The sequence below is a fragment of the Thioclava kandeliae genome (genome assembly GCF_040297545.1).
GTDB classification, from domain to species: domain Bacteria; phylum Pseudomonadota; class Alphaproteobacteria; order Rhodobacterales; family Rhodobacteraceae; genus Thioclava; species Thioclava kandeliae.
Genome location: NZ_JAYWLC010000001.1, coordinates 340,556 through 360,860 on the forward strand (window position 1 = coordinate 340,556; position 20,305 = coordinate 360,860).

The 20,305-nt window shown below is 62.5% G+C and carries 16 protein-coding genes and 1 pseudogene; 1 reads left to right on the forward strand and 16 read right to left on the reverse strand.

Annotation, left to right across the window (positions count from 1 at the left end; all coding sequences use genetic code 11):
* From VSX56_RS01655 to VSX56_RS01685, 7 genes are all read right to left on the reverse strand, one after another.
* A complete protein-coding gene (locus VSX56_RS01655; RefSeq protein WP_350934369.1) occupies nucleotides 1-219 on the reverse strand; it encodes a hypothetical protein in 219 nt (72 codons plus the stop codon).
* Between the two features lie 11 nt (nucleotides 220-230).
* A complete protein-coding gene (gene scpB / locus VSX56_RS01660; protein ID WP_339112206.1) occupies nucleotides 231-899 on the reverse strand; it encodes an SMC-Scp complex subunit ScpB in 669 nt (222 codons plus the stop codon).
* Nucleotides 896-1,675 (reverse strand): segregation and condensation protein A, encoded by a 780-nt coding sequence (locus VSX56_RS01665; RefSeq protein ID WP_339112205.1) that lies wholly within the window; start codon nucleotides 1,673-1,675, stop codon nucleotides 896-898. Before VSX56_RS01665 ends, scpB begins: the two co-directional genes overlap by 4 nt.
* The gene (locus VSX56_RS01670) at nucleotides 1,675-2,667 is read right to left on the reverse strand and encodes a glycoside hydrolase family 3 N-terminal domain-containing protein (protein WP_350934372.1); all 993 of its coding nucleotides are present in this window, start codon (nucleotides 2,665-2,667) and stop codon (nucleotides 1,675-1,677) included. The genes VSX56_RS01665 and VSX56_RS01670 overlap by 1 nt, the downstream gene beginning before the upstream one ends.
* Nucleotides 2,667-3,998, reverse strand: coding sequence for an SPOR domain-containing protein (locus VSX56_RS01675; RefSeq protein ID WP_350934374.1), 1,332 nt, complete (start codon nucleotides 3,996-3,998; stop codon nucleotides 2,667-2,669). Before VSX56_RS01675 ends, VSX56_RS01670 begins: the two co-directional genes overlap by 1 nt.
* Before the next feature lie 180 nt (nucleotides 3,999-4,178).
* Nucleotides 4,179-5,921 carry an arginine--tRNA ligase gene (gene argS / locus VSX56_RS01680; RefSeq protein ID WP_350934376.1) on the reverse strand — a complete coding sequence of 581 codons (1,743 nt, stop codon included), beginning with the start codon at nucleotides 5,919-5,921 and terminating at the stop codon, nucleotides 4,179-4,181.
* A gap of 110 nt (nucleotides 5,922-6,031) precedes the next feature.
* Entirely contained in the window at nucleotides 6,032-7,927 is a 1,896-nt protein-coding gene (locus VSX56_RS01685; RefSeq protein ID WP_350934378.1) for a cation:proton antiporter, read from the reverse strand.
* A gap of 330 nt (nucleotides 7,928-8,257) precedes the next feature.
* Here VSX56_RS01685 and VSX56_RS01690 point away from each other — a divergent pair.
* A pseudogene (locus VSX56_RS01690) lies at nucleotides 8,258-9,682 on the forward strand (DEAD/DEAH box helicase); the annotation flags it as partial.
* 878 nt (nucleotides 9,683-10,560) lie between these two features.
* Here the strand turns inward: VSX56_RS01690 and VSX56_RS01695 are convergent.
* The 9 genes from VSX56_RS01695 to VSX56_RS01735 form a co-directional block, all read right to left on the reverse strand.
* Entirely contained in the window at nucleotides 10,561-12,234 is a 1,674-nt protein-coding gene (locus VSX56_RS01695) for a ribonuclease J (protein ID WP_350934381.1), read from the reverse strand.
* Nucleotides 12,231-13,010, reverse strand: coding sequence for a type III pantothenate kinase (locus VSX56_RS01700; protein ID WP_339112199.1), 780 nt, complete (start codon nucleotides 13,008-13,010; stop codon nucleotides 12,231-12,233). The genes VSX56_RS01695 and VSX56_RS01700 overlap by 4 nt, the downstream gene beginning before the upstream one ends.
* Nucleotides 13,011-13,022: 12 nt before the next feature.
* A complete protein-coding gene (locus tag VSX56_RS01705; protein WP_434096001.1) occupies nucleotides 13,023-13,775 on the reverse strand; it encodes a biotin--[acetyl-CoA-carboxylase] ligase in 753 nt (250 codons plus the stop codon).
* Nucleotides 13,771-15,210 carry an NADH-quinone oxidoreductase subunit NuoN gene (gene nuoN / locus VSX56_RS01710; RefSeq protein WP_350934386.1) on the reverse strand — a complete coding sequence of 480 codons (1,440 nt, stop codon included), beginning with the start codon at nucleotides 15,208-15,210 and terminating at the stop codon, nucleotides 13,771-13,773. Before nuoN ends, VSX56_RS01705 begins: the two co-directional genes overlap by 5 nt.
* A gap of 12 nt (nucleotides 15,211-15,222) precedes the next feature.
* Complete coding sequence (locus VSX56_RS01715) at nucleotides 15,223-16,752, reverse strand: NADH-quinone oxidoreductase subunit M (protein WP_350934388.1); 1,530 nt, start codon at nucleotides 16,750-16,752, stop codon at nucleotides 15,223-15,225.
* The gene (nuoL, locus tag VSX56_RS01720) at nucleotides 16,752-18,866 is read right to left on the reverse strand and encodes an NADH-quinone oxidoreductase subunit L (RefSeq protein WP_350934390.1); all 2,115 of its coding nucleotides are present in this window, start codon (nucleotides 18,864-18,866) and stop codon (nucleotides 16,752-16,754) included. The genes VSX56_RS01715 and nuoL overlap by 1 nt, the downstream gene beginning before the upstream one ends.
* Nucleotides 18,867-18,869: 3 nt before the next feature.
* Complete coding sequence (gene nuoK, locus VSX56_RS01725; RefSeq protein ID WP_339112195.1) at nucleotides 18,870-19,175, reverse strand: NADH-quinone oxidoreductase subunit NuoK; 306 nt, start codon at nucleotides 19,173-19,175, stop codon at nucleotides 18,870-18,872.
* Between the two features lie 102 nt (nucleotides 19,176-19,277).
* On the reverse strand, nucleotides 19,278-19,880 hold the full coding sequence (locus tag VSX56_RS01730) for an NADH-quinone oxidoreductase subunit J (protein WP_339112194.1): 603 nt from the start codon (nucleotides 19,878-19,880) through the stop codon (nucleotides 19,278-19,280).
* Entirely contained in the window at nucleotides 19,877-20,299 is a 423-nt protein-coding gene (locus VSX56_RS01735) for a carboxymuconolactone decarboxylase family protein (RefSeq protein WP_339112193.1), read from the reverse strand. The genes VSX56_RS01730 and VSX56_RS01735 overlap by 4 nt, the downstream gene beginning before the upstream one ends.
* Nucleotides 20,300-20,305: the final 6 nt, after the last annotated feature.

Here is a 20,305-nt window from a genome sequence, read left to right on the forward strand (position 1 = left end):
TCAGAGGCGCCGCCCCATCTTGGTCATGCGCGAGAACTTCTTCGCGCCCCCCGCCATCTTCTGCAGCTTTTTCTGGCGCGCGCGTTCCTCGGGTGTCATCGGAGTGTCGTCGCCCGCATTGCGGCCACGTTTGGAGGCCATCTTGATCCCCCGATTGACGCCGTAATTGACCCCTTTGCGGATCAGCTGATTCATAATCATTCGCAGGATCTGGTTCATTTCTAAGGCTCCTATTCCTCGAACATCTCGCTTTGCCCTGCCCCGTTATCCGAGACCTCGTCATCGTCATCCTCGGGCTCATCTTCACCGGGCATGCGTCTACTATCAAGCAATCCGGCGCTGCGAAGTTCCGCAAGCTGCGGAAGATCGCGGGCGGATTCGAGGCTGAAATGGTCAAGGAATCCTTGGGTCACCACAAATGTGACCGGACGACCCGGCGTCATACGGCGGCGACCGAACCGGATCCAGTCCAGCTCCAGCAGCAGATCGATCGTCCCGCGCGAGACGGCCACGCCACGGATCTCCTCGATCTCGGCGCGGGTGACCGGCTGGTGATAGGCGATGATCGCCAGCGTCTCGGTGGCCGCGCGCGAGAGTTTGCGGCTCTCGACCGTTTCTTTCTGCAACAGGAAGGACAGATCGGGCGCGGTGCGCATGGCCCAGCCTTCGCCCACCCGCACCACATGCACGCCGCGCCCCTCGTAGCGGGCACGAACGCGCTCCAGAGCCTCGCGCGGGTCCGCGCCCACGGGCATACGCGTCTGCATCTCGCGTGTGGTGATCGGCTCGGGCGAGGCAAAGAGCATCGCCTCGACCATCCGCTCCTGCGCCTCCATCGGCGGGGCCGAGAAGAGCTGCGGTTCGCGGTCTTCGACCATGGTCTCTACGGGATCGCTCATGATGTCTTCCGGATTGAGATGGGAGAGAAGGTATCGCTCTGGCGGATCTCGATGGCGCCCTGTTTGGCCAGTTCCAGCGAGGCGGCAAAAGTGGCCGCTGTCGCAGACCGCCTGCGCGCGGGATCGACCCGCCAGCTCTCGGGCAGATAGCTCGACAGATCCATCCACTCGCCCGAGAAGCCGATCAGATCGCGCAGCTGGTCGAGCGCCTGTTCGAGGCTGAAAATATTACGCCGGTCAAACGCATAGGGGCGGAACTCGTCGCGTGTGCGCACGCGCGAATAGGCGCGCATCAGATCCATCAGCGTGGCCGAATAGGTGATCTTCTTCACCCGCACCACTTCTTCGGAGATCCCGCGCGGGAAGATATCGCGCCCCAGCTGGTCGCGCGCCATCAGTTGCGCGGCTGCATCCCGCATCGCCTCCAGCCGTTCCAGCTGGAAGGCAAGATGGGCGGCCATATCTTCGGCGGAGGGGCCCTCGGCATCGGGCTCGGGCGGCAGCAGCAGGCGTGATTTCAGATAGGCCAGCCACGCTGCCATCACCAGATAATCGGCGGCCAGCTCGATACGCAGTTCGCGCGCATGATCGACAAAGGCCAGATATTGCTCGGCCAGAGCCAGCACCGAGATCTTGCGAAGATCGACCTTCTGGCTGCGCGAAAGCGTCAGCAGGAGATCGAGCGGGCCCTCGAACCCGTTCACATCGATGATCAGCGCCTCGGCGGCCAGACGCTCGGCCACGCGCATATCCTGGGGTTTGGGGGGCGTGGCCATCAGACCCCGCTTGCCTGCAAGAGGTCTGCAAGCTCCCGCTCCAGCACCGCGATATCCACGGCCTCGCGCATCGCGCGGCGCGCGATGGCCGCTGCGGCACGGGTCTTGGCGGCATCGCTCAATGTCCCTGCTCCCACCACGGCCTCTTCCATCTCGGACCGTTCGCCATTGCAGTGGAGCGTGATATCGCAGCCCGCAGCCATCGTGGCCTCGGCGCGCTGGCGGATGCTGCCCGAGAGCGCCTGCATCGAGAGATCATCGGACATCAGCAGACCGTCAAACCCGATCACCTGCCGGATCAAATCGACCATCACCGGCGACTGGGTCGCAGGGGCATCATCGAAAGCGGCAAAGCGGATATGGGCGGTCATTGCCATCGGCATATCATGGAGCGGCTGGAAAGCCGCGAAATCCTGTGCGATCAGATCCTCGGCGCAGGCCTCGACCAGCGGCAGATCCTTATGGCTGTCGGCCGTGGCCCGACCGTGGCCCGGAATATGTTTGATCACCGGCAGCACACCGCCTGCCAGAAAGCCCATCGCGCTTGCACGGGCATTGCGGGCCACGGTGGCGGCATCCTCGCCCATACAGCGGTTGCGCAGGAACGGATGCGTCTGCGGTCCCGCAATATCGCAGCAGGGCGCACAATTGCTATCGACACCCACGGCGCGCAGCTCGTCCGCCATGATCCGCGCCCGCAGCCAGAAGCTGCGCTCGGGATCAAGGAATGCAGCCTGTTCGAGCGGCGGCAGCCATTCGCGCCAATGGGGCGCACGCATCCGCTGAACGCGCCCGCCCTCCTGATCGATCAGCACCGGCGCATCCCGGCCCACGGCCTCGCGCAGATCGGAGGTCAGGCGCAGCACCTGATCGGGCGTATCGATATTGCGCGCAAACAGAATGAACCCCCAAGGCTGCGCCTCGCGGAAAAATGCGCGCTCGGTCTCGGTCAGGGTCAGGCCCGACAGTCCAAGGATCGTGGCTGAAGTCATTATCGCACCGTTGCCGGAATACAGGTTGCGCCCTCGGCGACAAGTGCCGCGCAGAACTGGCGCGCCTGCGCCAGATCATCGAAGCCCTGCACCCTGAGGCGGAAGAAGGTCCGGCCACCCGCGGTGGCCTCCTGCACCACGCGCTTCTTGCCTTCCATCAGGGGGCCGAAACGGGTGGCGGTCTGGTCCCAGGCGCTGCGCGCCTGATCGATATTGTCGAAGGCCCCGATCTGCACGAGCCGCGTGCCTGCCGGAAGGCTGCCCGCATCGATCTCGACGGGACCGGAGCTTTCGGAGGGTGAGGCAGACGCCCCGCCACCGCCCAGCGAGGCGGCCACCGCCTCGGCCACCAGATCATGATCGGGGCGGGCCAAGGGACGCGGCGAACGGATCACACCGGGAATGGTGTCGGCGATCGCATCGGCCGAGGGCGGCGCCACCGCCTCCTGCGTGCCCTCTTCGGCATCATCGACCACCAGAGCGGTGCTATCGGTCATATCGGCATCTTCTGCCGCATCCTCATCGATCGCATTGGGCACGGCCAGCGAGCGGGTCGCGCTCTGCATTTCGGGCGTGGGCGCGGCATCGCTATCGGGGACCGGCACGATGACCTGATCGGGCGAGTCCTCGGCTTCCATCGGAGCGGTCGCCGCATCGATCGGCTTCAGGTCGGACATCGCCTTGTCGCCTTCGGCCAGCACGGCCTCGGGCGGGGCGAGCGTTACGCGCTCGGGCGCGGGAGCGGCCACACCGGTGCCCGCCACGCCATTGACCGACAGGCCCACATGCTCGGCCAGCTCGCCACCCGGATCCTCGGGGGCCACGCGCGCGGGGCCGTCCATCGCCTTGATCACCGGCACGCCCTGAATGTCGCGCATCGCGAGCTTGTAGCCCCAGACCACCACACCGAGGATCAGCGCGACCGAGGTCAGTGCCCCTGCCACATTGACCCAGCGCTGCAGCGGGCGTGCGCGAGCGGGCAACTCCTCGTCCTCGAACACCTCCGCGCCATAGCGGGGATCGAAGGCAGGCGCTTGCGAGGGATGCGGCTGGTTGCTGTAATTGGGGGTAAAGCTGCGCGCAGGTGCCGTGCGCGCCTCGCTGTGCGCTGTTACGGGTTCTTGCGGCTCTGCCCCCTGTTCGGACTGCTCCCACGGATCGTAATCATCATCCGCCGTGATGAATTCGTGATCGTCGGGCTGGCGGTTGGGACGGTAGGCGCCGAATTCCAGCGCCTCGTCATCCACATCGTAATCGTCGCGTGGCCGGAACGCCTGAGACGGCATGAAGAAGCTCGACTCGCCACCAGCGCCCACAGAATCGCGCCGCATACGCCCTGCCGACGGCATGGAATAGCCGGAAGCGCGCCGCCGTGGCCGCGCGCTCTCGTTTCCGGATGCTTCCTCCTCATAGGAGGCATCATCCCCCTCGAAGGGTCTGTGAAAGACTGCCATATTCCGCCTCGCCGCCGGTTTCCCGGTCCACTACCTTCTCATCCAGCGGCGTGCGTTTTAGCGCATCTCTTCAGCCGGAGTGACACCAAGGATACCAAGTCCGGCAGAAATCACAACCGCCGTGGCGCGGGCCAGAGCGATTCGTGAGGTGGTCGCAGCCTCGTCACCTTCCTGGAAGAAGCGCAGTTCGGGCTTGTCATTGCCGCGATTCCACAGGCTGTGGAGGTCGGAGGCCAGCTCGTAGAGGAAGAAGGCCACGCGGTGCGGCTCATTGGCACGGGCGGCGATTTCCACCAGACGCGGCCATTCGGCGATCTTGCGTGCAAGCGTGGCCTGTGCGGCATCCTCGAGCATGATATCGGCCTGCGAGAGCTTGGCATCATTGAGATCCCAGCCCGCTTCCGCCGCCTTGCGCATGACCGAACAGACCCGCGCATGCGCATATTGCACATAGAAAACGGGGTTATCCTTGGACTGCTCGAGCACTTTGTCGAAATCGAAATCGAGGGCTGCGTCATTCTTGCGGGTCAGCATATGGAAGCGGGTCACATCGGCGCCCGCCTGCTCGACCACATCGCGCAGGGTCACAAAGGTGCCTGCACGTTTGGACATCTTGAAGGGCTCGCCATTCTTGAACAGCTTCACCAGCTGGATCAGCTTGATGTCGAGCGGAACGCGACGGTCCGAAAGTGCCGCCACGGCCGCCTTCATCCGCTTCACATAGCCACCGTGATCGGCGCCGAAGACGTCGATCAGCATGTCATAACCGCGTTCGACCTTCGTCCAGTGATAGGCGATATCGGGGGCGAAATAGGTCCAGCTGCCGTCGGATTTTTTCACCGGACGGTCGACATCATCCCCGAACTGGGTCGATTTGAACAGCGTCTGCTCGCGCTCTTCCCAATCCTCGGGCAGCTTGCCCTTCGGCGGCTCAAGCACACCCTCATAGATCAGACCCATATCTTCTAGGCGCTTGAGCGCCGCCTCGATTTGGCCCGTGCCATAGAGCGATTTCTCGGAATAGAAGACATCCATCTTCACACCTAGCGACGCCAGATCGCCGCGGATCATCTCCATCATTGCTTCGGTGGCGAACTCGCGGATATCCTCAAGCCAGAACTGCTCGCCTTTTTCCAGCAGGCTGTCGCCATATTTATCCTTGAGCGCCTGCCCCACCGGAATCAGGTAATCGCCCGGATAGAGACCCTCGCGGATCTCGGGTTCGAGGCCGCAGGCCTCCCGGTAGCGCTCATAGGCAGAGCGCGCCAGCACATCGACCTGCGCGCCACCATCGTTGATGTAATATTCGCGCGTGACATCATAGCCCGCGAAATCCAGCAGGCTCGAGAGCGCATCGCCGAAGATCGCGCCACGGGTGTGCCCGACATGCATCGGACCGGTCGGATTGGCCGAGACATATTCGACATTGACCTTCAGACCCCTGCCCAGATCGGCACGGCCGAAATCAGGGCCTGCGGCGAGCGCCGCACGGGCCACATCGCCCCAAACGGACGCATCGAGACGCAGGTTCAGGAAACCGGGCCCTGCCACCTCGGCGGAGGTCACACGCGGCTCTTCGCGCAGCTTGGCAGCCAGCGCCTCGGCCAGATCGCGGGGCTTGGCGCCTGCGGGCTTGGCCAGCACCATCGCGGCATTGGTCGCCATATCGCCATGCAGCGCGTCTCGCGGCGGCTCGACGGTTACGTTGCTCAGGTCCAGCCCCTCGGGGAGCGTGCCGTCCTTCGTCATCTCGTTCAGCGCGTTGATCACGACCGCGCGGATATTGGCAAACAGGTTCATCTGGGTCTTCCTCTGGTTGCCTCTCCACTGCCAGAGGCGGCGGTCAAGGTCAACTGTTGCGGCACGGACCGCGGGGTTTTGCGTGGGTCACTGCCCCGTATCGCGCCACATCAGGGCAGCGGCGCGACCGGACCGGGGGCGGTGTCGGGTTTCTCGTCCACCTCGGTCACCGCCACGCTGGCCGCCTCGTCGGAGCCTGCATCGGGCGGCAGGAGCGACAGGATCCGCACCCCCGCATCGGCCTTAAGCTCCTCGGGCTTGTCGATGAAACCGATCTCCCCTTTTGGAGAAATCCGCAGGAGCGGCACGGCCATCGGGCGCAGCGCGCGCCATTGTGCCAGCGTGAACTCCTCGGTCAGGCGGGTCACGCGGAAGCTCCAGCCCTCGCGTACCATATCGCGGAACATATCGAAGGTCCGCCCCGCCCCGAAGGGCTGTCCGCCCAGCTGCGCAGGCAGCGCATGACGGCGCTGGTCCTCGCGCTGACGGGCGACCTGCCAGACGTTGGCACGGCCCAGCTCTGCGCCGAGATCGGTGCAGACCAGCGTGTTGTAGGCGTCGTTATCGGTGACCGCCAGAACATTGGAATATGAGAGCCGCTCGATCGTATCCTCGGCGGCCTCCCCCAGAATATCGCCATAGAAGGTCTTCAGCCCCGCCGCCCGTGGCCGGATCAGGTGCTGGTGGTTGGAATCGGCGATCAGCACCGGCACATCGGCCTTTTGCAACGCCTCGCCCAGACGGGTGGAAAACCGCGAGCCGCCCACGATCAGCACGCCCGGCTTCTCGGTATCGGCCAGTCCCAACGCCCGCGCCAGAGGTGCCAGTGTGAACCCGTGCAGCACCACCGTGACCGTCACCAGCAGGAAGGCCAGCGGCGCGATCATCGCACCATCGGCCACGCCAGCGTCGGCCAGACGCTGCCCGAAGAGCCCCGCCACCGCCACCAGAACCACCCCGCGCGGGCCGGTCATGGCGATAAAGGCGCGCTCTTTCCACGGGATTTTGGTGCCCAGAAGCGACAAAAGCACCGTAGCAGGGCGCGCGATGGCGATCACCGCCACTAGGAAGCCCAGTGCCTTCCAGTTCAGGAGCCGCAGCTGCGAGATATCGAGGCTCGCTGCCAGCAGGATGAACACCCCCGACACCAGCAGAACAGTGGCATGCTCCTTGAACCGGCGCAGTTCGGTATAGGAGGGGAGATCGGCATTGCCGATCACCAGCCCCATCATGGTCACTGCCAGAAGCCCGCTTTCATGCAGCACCGCATCACTCAGCGCGAAGGTAAACAGCAGCGCCACGAACAGCACCGGCACCTTCATGAATTCCGGCACCCGCCCGCCCTGGAACGCCCAGACCATCGCCCGCCCGCTGGCAAGGCCGAAGACCAGCGCGAAGAGAATGCCGAGCCCTGTCTCGAGCGCGGCCTCGCCCAGCCCCAGATCGGCATGGAACACCAACACGACCCCATAGGCCAGCACGGCAGCCAGCGCGCCGATCGGGTCATTGACGATGGCCTCCCATTGCAGAAGCTGTGCCGGTCGCCGTGCCAGACGCGCGGAGCGCAGAAGTGGTGCGATCACCGTCGGGCCGGTGACGATCATGATGCCACCGAAGACGGCGGAGCTTTCCCATGAGAGATTGGCTGCCAGCCGCAGGGCAAGCGTCGACATCAGCCAGCCCAGAGGCGCACCGATCAGCACGAGCCGCATCACACCGGCCCGCGCATCGCCCAGTCGGTGGAGGTCAAGCGACATGCCCCCCTCGAACAGGATCACCGCCACCGCCAGACTGATCAACGGGCCGGTCAGGTCACCGAAATCGCGCATCGGGTCGATGAGCCCCGTCACCGGCCCGACGATAACGCCCGCGATCAGCATGAAGACGATGGCCGGAAGGCGGAGCCGCCATGCCAGCCACTGGGCACCGACGCCGACCGCGCCCACCGTGGCGAAGGCCATGACAGGACCGAGGCCTGCAGCATGCGTGACGATCTCTGAAGTCATTCCAAGTCCTCGCTTTCGGGGGGACGCCAAGCTTTGTCACCTTGGGTCATGGCTGTCAAAACCAAAGCAAGGAGATAGCGCTCCCGGACGGCGCAGGCAATTGCGCTGATCGGTCGCACGGGTCCGCCGGGCTGCATTGCAGGCATAATGGCCACCATTATGGCGAAACAATCGCTACATCCGCCGCTGCATGGCCCTTTACATTGACCTTTTGCTGAAATTCGGCTAGTGCACACGCCATCCCATAATCCGGTGGGAGCTAGCCGGGGCGCCTGAACCGTCGCGTCCCTTATTTTCTGCAGACATTGCTCTGCTGTTATCAGGACGCGTATGACCAAGTTTTCCGAGCTGAAACTCGACCCCAAGGTTCTTCTTGCCATCGAAGAGGCGGGATACACTTCGCCCACTCCGATTCAGGAAAAAGCGATTCCCCCTGCCCTCGAGGGCAAGGATGTTCTGGGGATCGCCCAGACCGGGACCGGCAAGACCGCGTCCTTCACCCTGCCGATGCTGACCCGCCTGCGCCGTGGCCGTGCCCGCGCGCGGATGCCGCGGTCGCTGGTGCTCGCACCGACGCGCGAACTGGCCGCGCAGGTCGCCGAGAATTTCGACCTCTATGCCAAACATACCAAACTGACCCGCGCCCTGCTGATCGGTGGCGTGGCCTTTGGCGAGCAGGACAAGCTGATCGACAAGGGTGTGGATGTGCTTATTGCCACTCCGGGCCGCCTTCTGGACCATTTCGAGCGCGGCAAGCTGATCCTGACCGATGTGAAGGTGATGGTGGTCGACGAGGCTGACCGGATGCTGGATATGGGCTTCATCCCCGATATCGAGCGCATCTTCCAGCTGACGCCTTTCACCCGTCAGACGCTGTTCTTCTCGGCAACGATGGCTCCCGAGATCGAACGTATCACCAATACCTTCCTGCAGGCGCCGGTGCGCGTGGAAGTGGCCCGTCAGGCCACCACCTCGCAGACCATCACTCAAAAGCTCATCGAGATCACCCCGCCCCGCAAGGATCAGGCCGCCAAGACCAAGCGCGAACTGCTGCGCGCGGTGATCACCGCCGAGGGCGAGAAGCTCGATAACGGGATCGTCTTCTGCAACCGCAAGACGGATGTGGATATCGTTTCGAAATCGCTGCAAAAATACGGTTTTGATGCGCAGCCGATCCATGGCGATCTGGACCAGTCGCAGCGGACCCGCACGCTGGAAAGCTTCCGCGATGGCAAGCTTAAAATCCTTGTGGCCTCCGATGTGGCGGCCCGCGGTCTGGATGTGCCCAGCGTCAGCCACGTCTTCAACTACGATCTGCCAATGCATGCCGAAGACTATGTGCACCGCATCGGGCGAACCGGTCGTGCGGGCCGTCTTGGCACCGCGATCTCGCTGGCAACGCCTTATGACGAGAAATTCCTCGGCCAGATCGAGGATCTGGTCAAGACGACCCTGCCCCGCGCGGAAATTCCCGAAGGGTTCGAGCTGTCCGACGCCGCAAGCCAGGCTCCGCGCCCGCGCACCGAACGTGGTGGCCGCTCGTCCTCCTCGCGCGGCGAACGCGGCGGGCGCAATGGACGTGACCACAAACGTCCCGTCCCCGATCACGGTCAGGAAGCGTCAAAGGAGCCGCTGAACGTGGCTGTCCCCGAGGCAAAACCCGTCGAGGCTAAAGCCGCCGAACGCCGCTACGAGGACCGCCGCGACAGCGAGCGCCGCGAAGAATCTCCGCGCGCCGAAGCCGAGACCCCGCGCAGCCCCCGCCATGATCATGGAAAATCCTACGAACACGGCCGTGCGCAGCCGGAGCGTCATGGCTCCGACCGCTACCGCCGCAATCGTCGTGATGATGGCCCTGATGTGGTCGGCATGGGCGACCATGTGCCGGAATTCCTGCTGCGCGAATTCGTGATCTCGCGTCCGAAGGATGACGAGCATGACGAGGACAGCGTAGTCGAAACGACGGCCGAGGTAACAGTCGAGGCCGCGGCTCCGGCAGCCCCGGTCGAGGCGAAGGCCGATATTCAGGCCGAGGCTCAAACGCAGGTGCAGGAAGAGGCAGAAGCGCCGAAACCCACCCGTTCGCGTCGCCGCAAGGCTGCTCCGAAAAAGGCCGAAGAGACCAGCGCCGAGGCGGCAGTCGAAGCGTCGACCGACGCGGCTGCTCCGGTCGCAACGCCCGAGGCGGACGTAGCCTCCGAAGCCGTCCCCGCGGAACCGGTTGCAGCCGAGCCTGCAGGAGAGGTAGCGGCATCTGCCGAAGCCGCGGCAGAGGAACCCGCTGCAAAGCCCAAGCGCACGCGCACCCGCTCGACAACGGCAAAGCCCAAAACGCCCAAGGCCAAAACCACGACCACCAAGGCCGCGGCCAAGCCCAAGGCGACCACCACGCGCAGCCGCAAGAAGAAGACCGATGAACCGGTCGAGGCCGCAGGGGACGCCACCGCCGCTCCGGCAGCGGAAACGCCGAGCGATAGCAGCGAAAGCTGATCGATCAATCCAGATGCAAGAAAGGCGGCCCCGCGGGCCGCCTTTTTTATGTCTGCTCTATCGTCACGCGCCGCAATGGGCGGACATAAAAATACCCGCCGCGTGCCAGGCACGGGCGGGTATCAATGGCAGGTATTGGGTGCTTATTCGTCCATCAGACGCGAGACGACGACGGTCACTTCCGGCTTCTTGCCGATCTCCTCGAGCGAGCAGGTGCGGGCTTGGCGGCGCAGCACATCCTCGATCTTGTCGTCATCCTTCATCACCTTGCCCGGTGCGCGATCGAGTGCCTCGGAGAGTTCCTGTTCGAGAACCTCCTCGAGCGCGATGCCAGAACGGCCCTTGACCGGCAGGCCCATCGTCTCGACCCACGGATCGCCCAATGGCGCCCCGTCTTCGTCGATGATCACATTCACCATGATATGGCCGTTCAGTGCCATGCGGATACGCTCGCGCACCACACCGTCCAGCGCGCCGATAAGCACGGTGCCATCCAGATAGAGACGGCCCGTCTCGATATATTCCACGACCTTCGGCTGGTCGCCGGTCAGATCAAGCATGGTCCCGTTGGTTGCGATTTCCGAGGCGATACCTTTGGACTGCGCGAGTTTCATATGCTCGCGCAGATGACGGTGCTCGCCATGCATCGGGATCAGCACCTTGGGCTTGAGAAGGTCATGCACCGCCTCCAGATCGGGGCGGTTGGCATGGCCCGAAACGTGATAGAGCCCGCCGCGATCCCCGATCACCTCGACCCCCATCTCGGAGAAGGCGTTCATGATCTTGATGACGCCGATCTCGTTGCCGGGGATGGTTTTCGAGGAGAAGAGGAACGCATCGCCCTCTTTCATCTCGAGGCCCAGATATTTGCCGCGCGAGAGCGCCGCCGACGCCGCGCGCCGCTCGCCCTGCGAGCCGGTCACGATGAGCATCAGGTTTTCGCGCGGGATATCGGCGGCCTCTTCGGGCTGCACCACCGAGGGGAAGTCCTTCAGCACGCCGGTTTCCTTGGCGGTCTGCACCATGCGCTTCATCGAGCGGCCCATAAGGCAGATCGACCGGCCCGCAGCGACCCCCGCATCGGCCAGCGTTTTCAACCGCGCGACGTTCGAGGCGAAGGTGGTCGCAACGATCATGCCATCCTGCATCTGGATGAGCTTCGTCAGCGGCTCGATCAGCGTCGCCTCCGACTTGCCCGGCAGATGGCTGAAGATATTGGTGGAATCGCAGGTCAACACCTTGATACCGCCCGTTTCCTGCGCGATCTCGTGCCACATCTGCACGTCGAAGGGTTCGCCGACGATCGGATTTGCGTCGAGCTTGAAATCCCCCGAGTGGACGATCCGGCCTTCGGGCGTGTCGATGATCAGCGCCGAGCTTTCGGGGATCGAATGCGAGATCGGCGCGAATTGCACCTTGAACGGACCCGCCTCGATCACCTGCGGACGCGGCTCGACCACGTTGATCTGCGTGTTCACGCCGTTCTCGTTGAGTTTCTGCTGGCCAAGGCTCGCCGTAAAGGCACGCGCATAGACCGGCTTGCGCAATTTGGGCCACAGGAAGGGCAGCGCCCCGATATGGTCCTCATGCGCGTGGGTAATGAAGATCGCCTCGATGCGCTCGGCATTCTGTTCCAGCCATGCCGCATCGGCCATGATCAGATCGACACCCGGCGATCCGTCCATATCCGGAAATGTCACGCCCAGATCGACGACGATCAGCCGTTCGGACCCTTCGGGACCATAGCCATAGACATAGGCATTCATCCCGATTTCGCCTGCCCCGCCTAGCGGGAGATAGATCAGCCTGTCGCTCATGCGCTTGCCAGCCCCTTGTTATAATCATGGATCAATCGCAGACCATGGATGGTTAGGTCGTACTCGACACTGTCAAAGAGATCAAACCCTTGCTCGAAAAGTTCTGCAAGCCCGCCGGTGGCAATCACCTTCATCGGGCGCGCACGTTCCAGCCGGATCTGGCGCACAATGCCTTCGACAAGACCGATATAGCCCCAAAAGACGCCGGATTGAATACAGGCGACGGTATTTGTGCCCACAGCCTTCTCCGGCATGGTCACATCCACATGCGGCAGGGCCGCCGCCGAGGCATGCAGCGCCTCCAGCGACAGATTGACGCCCGGAGCAATGACACCGCCGATATAGGCCCCGTCCGGCGCCACCACATCGAAGGTAGTTGCCGTACCGAAATCGACGACGATCAGATCACCGCCATGCCGGTCGAAACCTGCCACCGTATTCACCAGCCGGTCCGGACCAACGGTGGTGCCGATATCGACACGCGGCGCCACAGGGAGCTGGCATTCAGGCTTACCCACCACCAGCGGCCGGCAGTCGAAATAGCGGTTGGCCAGAACCCTCAGGTTGAACACCACACGCGGCACAGTCGAGGAAATCACCACCGCCCCTATCCGCACCTTCATATCGTGCAGCATCATCAGCGAGGTCAGCCAGACATAATATTCATCGGCCGTGCGTTTGTGATTGGTCTCGATGCGCCAGGTGCTCAGAAACTCGGAACCGTTCCAGATGGAGAAGACCGTATTGGTATTCCCGCAATCGATACAGAGAAGCATCGCGCCCCCCTTTCAGAAAAAGATATCAGCGGCAGAGATTGCCAGCCGTCCCTCGGGACGGTTCAGGATCATCGCACCGCTCTCGTCGATGGTTTCAAAAATGCCGTCATGGCTCTGGGTGCCCGTCCGTGCGCGGATAGGCTGGCCAATACGCGCGGCACGTGCCAGCCAAGCCGTGCGGATCGGCGCAAAACCATAGGTCTGGTAATCTGTGGCAAAGCGGTCGAAAGCGGGGGCGAGATAGGCCAGAAACTCGTCCGGCGTCGGCGCATATCCCAAGGCCTGTGCCACGCTTACCGGCGCCACGGCGCCCGCTTCCACGAGCCCCGCCTCGGGCGCCTGTGCCAGATTGACGCCGATACCGATGCAGAGCCATGCCTCCGGCCCCTGTCCGATGGTCTCGAGCAGGATGCCCGACACCTTGCCACCGTTCAGAAGCACGTCATTGGGCCATTTGATCGCCAGTTGCGCCTGAGGCCCACAGATCTGGCCGAGCGCCTCGTCGAGCGCCAGCGCCGCGACAAAGGAATATAGCGCCGCCCGGGCGGGCTCCATGCGGGGCCGGAACAGATAGCTCGCGGAGAAATTCCCCGCGGGCTGCACCCATGCACGTCCGCGCCGCCCGTGACCTGCAGTCTGCTCATGCGCCAGAATCCAGATAGGCCCCGCTTGCTGCGGAGCCATTCTGGCCGCTTCGGCCATCGTACTATCGACCCGGGGCAGCACCTTACGCGCCACTGCCTCGGGCCATTGGGGTAGATCAATTGACAAGTGCTGCTGCTGCCGCCTGTGCGACACCCTCGATACCGAAGAGGTTGATCGAACCGGCGACCATGAGGATGCCGGACCCGATCAGAAGGACACGCTGCGGCGTGGCGATGCGTTTGTCGATGCCCAGCTCTTCCTCATCACCGAAATACATGTAGTAGACGATGCGCAGGTAATAGAAGGCGGCAATTGCCGAGCCGATTACGGCGAAGACCGCGGGCCAGACATAGCCCGCCTCAACTGCCGCGACCAGCACCGAGAACTTGGCCCAGAAGCCCATCATCGGCGGCACACCGGCCAGCGCAAACAGCAGGATCAGCAGCGCCCATGCCCGCATCGGACCACGGCGCGCCAGCATGCTGAGCGCCTTGATATCGGTGACCGGCTGGCCGTCGCGCTCCATCGACAGGATGAAGGAGAACATACCGATATTCATCGCGACATAGACCGCCATGTAAATCAGCATCGCCGCCACACCCTGCTCGGTGCCAGCCATCAGCCCCAGAAGCGCGAAGCCCATATGGGTGATCGAGGAATAGGCCATCAGACGTTTGATATTGGTCTGCCCGATCGCGCCGATCGACCCCAGGAGGATCGAGGCCACCGACAGGAGTGCCACGACCTGGCCCCATTGATCGGTCACACCACCGAAGGCGTCAAACAGCAGCCGCGCAAACAGTGCCATTGCCGCCACTTTGGGTGCGGTGGCAAAGAAGGCGGTGATCGAGGAGGGCGAGCCCTCATAGACATCCGGCGTCCACATATGGAACGGCACGGCGGAGACCTTGAAGGCCAGCCCGATCATCATGAAGACAAGGCCGAAGAGCACGCCCACGGGGATCTGCCCCTCTTTGACCACCGACAGGATACCGGCGAAATCGGTCGTGCCGGCGAAGCCATAGGTGAGCGAGGCACCGTAGAGCATGATCCCCGAGGAGAGCGCACCGAGGACGAAGTATTTCAGACCGGCTTCCGAAGAACGGGTGCTGTCGCGACGCAGTGCCGCTACCACATAGAGCGAGAGCGATTGCAGCTCGAGCCCGATATAGAGCGACATCAGGTTGCCCGCCGAGACCATCATCATCATACCCACCACGGCCAGCGTGATGAGGATGGGATATTCGAACCGCATCAACCCGCGACGTTCCTGATAATCCACACCCATTGCCAGCACAGCTGCCGCCGAGAGCAGGATCAGCACCTTCGCGAAGCGCGAGAAGTTGTCCTCGATGAAGAGCCCGTCGAAGGCCACATTCGTGAGATTGTTGAGACCGATCAGCGCCGCGAAGAGCACAAGGATCGCGACCGTCAGCCACAGGATGAACCCCGCGACCTTGTCCTTGCCAAGCCAGACACCACCCAGCAGAGCCACCATCGCGTAAAGCGACAGCAGGAACTCCGGCATCACCGTGGCGAAATCCGTAGAAGTCATTGTTGGCTCTCCTTACTGCACGGCCACGCCAGCGGCGGCGAGATCGGCATGGTAGTTATTGACCAGATTGGCAACCGTCGGGCCGATGATATCGGTCAGGAAGGCAGGATAGACACCGAGCAGCAGCACGATCGCGACCAGCGGGATCATCATGCACATCTCGCGACCATCGAGATCCTTCACGCTTTTCAGGCTTTCCTTCAGCAACTCTCCGAAGAAGATCCGGCGATACATCCACAAGCCATAGGCCGCCGACAGGATCACACCTAGCGTCGCCAGCGTCGCCGCAATGGTGTGCGCCTTGAAGGCACCGGTCAGGGCGAGGAACTCACCCACGAAGCTCCCCGTTCCCGGAAGGCCAAGATTGGCCATCGTGAAGAACATATAGAAGAGCGCATAGACCGGCATCCGCTTGACGAGGCCGCCGAAGGCCGACAGCTCGCGGGTATGCAGGCGTTCGTAAATGATCCCGACGCCCAGGAACATCGCGCCCGACACGAAACCGTGGCTGAGCATGATATAGACCGCGCCGTCGATCCCCTGCTTGTTGAAGGAGAAGATACCGAGCGTGACAAAACCCATATGGGCGACCGAGGAATAGGCGATGACCTTTTTCATATCGGTCTGCGCCAGCGCCACGAGCGAGGTGTAGATGATCGCGATGACCGAGAGCCACATGATGAAATCGGACATCAGGTCGGCGGCCACGGGGAACATCGGCAGCGAGAAGCGCAGGAAGCCGTAGCCCCCCATCTTCAGCAGGATCGCCGCAAGGTCGACCGAGCCCGCAGTCGGTGCCTGAACGTGCGCATCGGGCAGCCAGGTATGGACCGGCCACATCGGGATCTTCACCGCGAAGGAGGCGAAGAAGGCAAGGAAGAGGAGCGTCTGCACACCGCCCGGAATGTTGATCCCCAGCACCGAGAAGGCCTCGGAGGAGAAATCATAGCTCATCAGGGTCGGGATATCGGTGGTTCCCGTGATGGCGAACATCCACGCGATCCCCACCAGCATGAAGACCGAGCCCACGAAGGTGTAAAGGAAGAACTTGAAGGTCGCATAGACGCGGCGCCGCCCGCCCCAGACACCGATGATCAGGAACATCGGGATCAGCGAGGCCTCGAAGAAGAGGTAGAACAGCACGATATCGAGGGCGGTGAACACGCCCAGCATGAAGGTTTCCAGCACGAGGAAGGCGATCATATATTCCTTCACGCGGCGGTCATTGACCCATGCGGAGAGAATGGTGATCGGCATCATGATGGTGATCAACATGACGAAGACGAGCGAGATCCCGTCGATCCCGACCTTGTAGTTCATGCCGAGGATCCATTCCGCCTGTTCGACGAACTGGAAATCGGGGTTGGAGGGATCGTAGCCTGCCAGCAGGAAGAGCGAGGCCAGAAGCGTCACCAGCGTGGCGGTCAGCGCAAACCATTTCGCGTTACGGTCTGCCGCCTCGGTGCCCCCGCGCATGACCACCGCAAGGATGATCGCCGACAGCGCGGGGATGAAGGTGACGATGGAAAGCAGGTTCTGCATTACTGCGACCCTCCGGCCAGAACGACCCAGAACATGAGCACCACGATGCCGATGACCATGGTGAATGCGTAGTGGAAGAGGTAGCCGGACTGCATCCGGCCAGCGAGACGGGTGAGCGCGGGAATGACCTTGAACGCGAGCCCGTTGATGGCACCGTCGATGGTGGCCTCGTCGATCTTCTTCCAGAAGAAGCGCGCAAGGCCGACCGCGGGACGGCGGAAGATGTATTCATAAAGCTCGTCGAAATACCACTTGTTGAGCAGGAATTTGTAGAGCGGATAGAAGGTCGAGGCCATTTTCGCCGGAAGCTTGGGCTGCGCGATATACATCACCCATGCCACGGCAAAGCCGATGACCATCGCGATGAAGGGCGAGACCTTCACCCAAGCAGGGGCCTCATGTGCATCGTGGATCACATGGTTATCGGGCGCGATGAACACAGCCCCCTCACCCGTCGGACCCATCGCAGGCATCTCGTGCGCGCTCTCGGCGGCCTCACCTGCCTCCGTTGCCTCGGCACCGGTCGCCACAATCGCGCCAGCCCCTTCGGCAGCTTCGGGAGCCTCGACCGCGGCCACTTCATGCGTCGGCATGTTGAAGAACTTGGCCATTTTCTCTTCGTTGCCGAAGAACGGACCATACCAGATCATACCGGCCAGCACGGCCCCCAGACCAAGAATGCCCAGCGGCACGGTCATCACGGGCTTGCTCTCATGGGCATGCTCATGCTTGTGCTTGTCGCCGCGCGCGGTGCCGAAGAAGGTCATGAACATCAGGCGCCACGAGTAGAAGGAGGTAAACAGCGCCGCAATGACCAGCATCCAGAAGGCATAGCCGCCTGCGGTGCCCGCCCATGCGCTCTCCACGATCGCATCTTTCGACAGGAAGCCTGCAAAACCGATATGGGTCAGCGGGATACCGACGCCGGTAATGGCCAGCGTCCCCACCATCATCGCCCAGAAGGTCAGCGGCAGTTTCTTACGCAGGCCGCCATAGTTGCGCATGTCCTGCTCGTGATGCATCGCGGTGATCACCGAACCTGCAGAGAGGAACAGCATCGCCTTGAAAAACGCATGGGTCAGCAGGTGGAACATGGCAACCGGATAGACCCCCACACCAGCGGCCACGAACATATAGCCCAGCTGCGAGCAGGTCGAATAGGCGATCACGCGTTTGATGTCGTTCTGCACGAGGCCGACGGTCGCGGCGAAGAAGGCCGTGGTCGCACCAAGGAAGACGATGAAGGATTTGGTCTCGGGCGCGAACTCGAAGAGCGGCGACATCCGGCACAGCAGGAACACACCTGCGGTGACCATGGTCGCTGCGTGGATCAGTGCGGAGACGGGCGTCGGGCCTTCCATTGCGTCGGGCAGCCAGGTGTGCAGCAGAAGCTGCGCCGATTTGCCCATCGCACCGATGAAGAGGAAGATCGCGCAAAGCTCGACCGCATTCACCGAGAAGCCCCAGAAATCGATGCTGCGCTCGGCAAGCTGCGGCACCATCTGGAAGATCGTGTCGAAATCGACCGAGGAGGTCAGGAAGAACAGCGCGAAGATCCCGATCAGGAAGCCGAAATCGCCCACACGGTTGACGATGAAGGCCTTCATGGCCGCCGCCCCCGCCGAGGGTTTCTTGTAATAGAAGCCGATCAGCAGATAGGAGGCCAGGCCCACACCTTCCCAGCCGAAGAAGATCTGGATCAGGTTATCGGCGGTGACCAGCGTCAGCATCATGAAGGTGAAGAGCGAGAGATAGGCGAAGAAGCGCGCTTTATACTGCTCGCCCTCACCGAAATTCTCGTCATGCGCCATGTAGCCGATAGAATAGACATGAACGAGTGCGGAGACGGTGTTGATCACCACCAGCATGATCGTGGTCAGACGGTCCAGACGGATTGCCCAGGAACTGTCGATATCACCCGACTCAATGAAGCGGAACAGCTCGATATGCTGGGTCGGACCATCGAAGGACAGGAACACCACCCAGCTGAGAAAGGCCGCCAGCACCAGAAGCGCGGAGGAGACATACATCGCCCCCTTCTCGGTGATGATCCGCCAGCCAAAGCCCGCGATAAGCGCGCCCAAGAGCGGCGCGAACAGAATGATCGTCGGCATCGCTTATCCCTTCATCACGTTGACATCGGAGACGTCGATCGAGCCACGGTTGCGGAAGAACACCACCAGGATCGCCAGACCGATCGCGGCCTCGGCCGCAGCCACGGTGAGCACGAACATGGTGAAGACCTGCCCCACCAGATCGCCCATATGGGTCGAGAAGGCGACAAGGTTGATATTCACCGCAAGAAGCATGAGTTCGATCGACATCAGGATGACGATGACGTTCTTCCGGTTCACGAAAATTCCGAAAATACCGATGACGAACAGGATCGCCGCCACCCCAAGATAATGCTCAAGTCCGATCATCGTTGTCCCTCCGGGTCATCGCCCCGTACTCCGTCTTTGGCAGGCATCCTGCCGAATTCTTTGGGGCGCGAGGTTCCGCGCCCGATCTGTGTCACGGCAGGCTTAGAGCCCCTGCCCCGGCTTCACATCGATCAGCTTCAGCTGTTCTTTCGGGTCGCGCTGCATCTGCATCATCGGATCCTGACGCTTGATATCCACACGGTGGCGCATGGTCAGCATGATCGCCCCGATCATCGCGACCAGAAGCACAAGGCTCGAGGCCTCGAAGAGATAGAGATACTGGTCATAGAGGATCAGACCGAGCGCACGGGTGTTATCCACTCCCTCGGGCGCCACGGCGGCCCGCAGGCTGGTTGCGCCATCGGCCATCTTCCACGTCCCGATCGCCCAGCCCAGCTGCACGAGGATCACGATCCCGATCAGCACGGCGATGGGCAGATATTTGACCATCCCGCTCTTGAGCGCCGTGAAGTCCACATCGAGCATCATCACCACGAAGAGGAACAGCACCGCGACCGCGCCGACATAGACGATGACCATCAGCATCGCGACGAATTCAGCGCCCATCAGGATGAACAGCCCCGCCGCCGAGAAGAAGGCCAGGATCAGCCAGAGCACCGAGTGCACGGGGTTGCGCGCCAGCACAACCATCAACCCCGACACCACCACGAGGATGGCGAAGAGATAAAACGAAAATACCATCATGCGTCATCTCCCGCAGATTCTTCTGCCTGCTCCGCAAAGACCGCCTTGGCGATCTCGAAGGCACGGCTCATGGCGGGCACCCCGCCAAACATGCTCATCTGGAAGATCGTCTCGGCGATCTCCCGCTGTGTTGCACCGGCTTCCATAGCGTGGCGGATCGTCAGCCGGATCTGGCCGTCGGCCTGCGCGCCCATGGCGGTCAGTGCCGCGAGGGTCAGCAGAAGACGCGTCTTCGCATCCAGACCATCGCGATTGAATGTATTGCCAAACCACATCTCCATCATGTCGCGCGACATGGTGGGGAAATAGCTATCGAAAGCCGCAGGATTGAAGCTCTCCAATGCGGGATTGAAGCGGCGGGCCATCTCGGCCCCCTGCTCCATCATCGTCTGGAAAAGTTTGGTGAAATCCTGCGTCATGGCACC

Bases quoted from the DNA above. Each gene is read 5' to 3' on its own strand.
- VSX56_RS01655 (WP_350934369.1), bottom strand. From the start codon at position 219: ATGAACCAGATCCTGCGAATGATTATGAATCAGCTGATCCGCAAAGGG.
- scpB (WP_339112206.1), bottom strand. From the start codon at position 899: ATGAGCGATCCCGTAGAGACCATGGTCGAAGACCGCGAACCGCAGCTC.
- VSX56_RS01665 (WP_339112205.1), bottom strand. From the start codon at position 1,675: ATGGCCACGCCCCCCAAACCCCAGGATATGCGCGTGGCCGAGCGTCTG.
- VSX56_RS01670 (WP_350934372.1), bottom strand. From the start codon at position 2,667: ATGACTTCAGCCACGATCCTTGGACTGTCGGGCCTGACCCTGACCGAG.
- VSX56_RS01675 (WP_350934374.1), bottom strand. From the start codon at position 3,998: ATGCGGCGCGATTCTGTGGGCGCTGGTGGCGAGTCGAGCTTCTTCATG.
- argS (WP_350934376.1), bottom strand. From the start codon at position 5,921: ATGAACCTGTTTGCCAATATCCGCGCGGTCGTGATCAACGCGCTGAAC.
- VSX56_RS01685 (WP_350934378.1), bottom strand. From the start codon at position 7,927: ATGACTTCAGAGATCGTCACGCATGCTGCAGGCCTCGGTCCTGTCATG.
- VSX56_RS01695 (WP_350934381.1), bottom strand. From the start codon at position 12,234: ATGAGCGACAGGCTGATCTATCTCCCGCTAGGCGGGGCAGGCGAAATC.
- VSX56_RS01700 (WP_339112199.1), bottom strand. From the start codon at position 13,010: ATGCTTCTCTGTATCGATTGCGGGAATACCAATACGGTCTTCTCCATC.
- nuoN (WP_350934386.1), bottom strand. From the start codon at position 15,210: ATGACTTCTACGGATTTCGCCACGGTGATGCCGGAGTTCCTGCTGTCG.
- VSX56_RS01715 (WP_350934388.1), bottom strand. From the start codon at position 16,752: ATGCAGAACCTGCTTTCCATCGTCACCTTCATCCCCGCGCTGTCGGCG.
- nuoL (WP_350934390.1), bottom strand. From the start codon at position 18,866: ATGCCGACGATCATTCTGTTCGCGCCGCTCTTGGGCGCGCTTATCGCG.
- nuoK (WP_339112195.1), bottom strand. From the start codon at position 19,175: ATGATCGGACTTGAGCATTATCTTGGGGTGGCGGCGATCCTGTTCGTC.
- VSX56_RS01730 (WP_339112194.1), bottom strand. From the start codon at position 19,880: ATGATGGTATTTTCGTTTTATCTCTTCGCCATCCTCGTGGTGGTGTCG.
- VSX56_RS01735 (WP_339112193.1), bottom strand. From the start codon at position 20,299: ATGACGCAGGATTTCACCAAACTTTTCCAGACGATGATGGAGCAGGGG.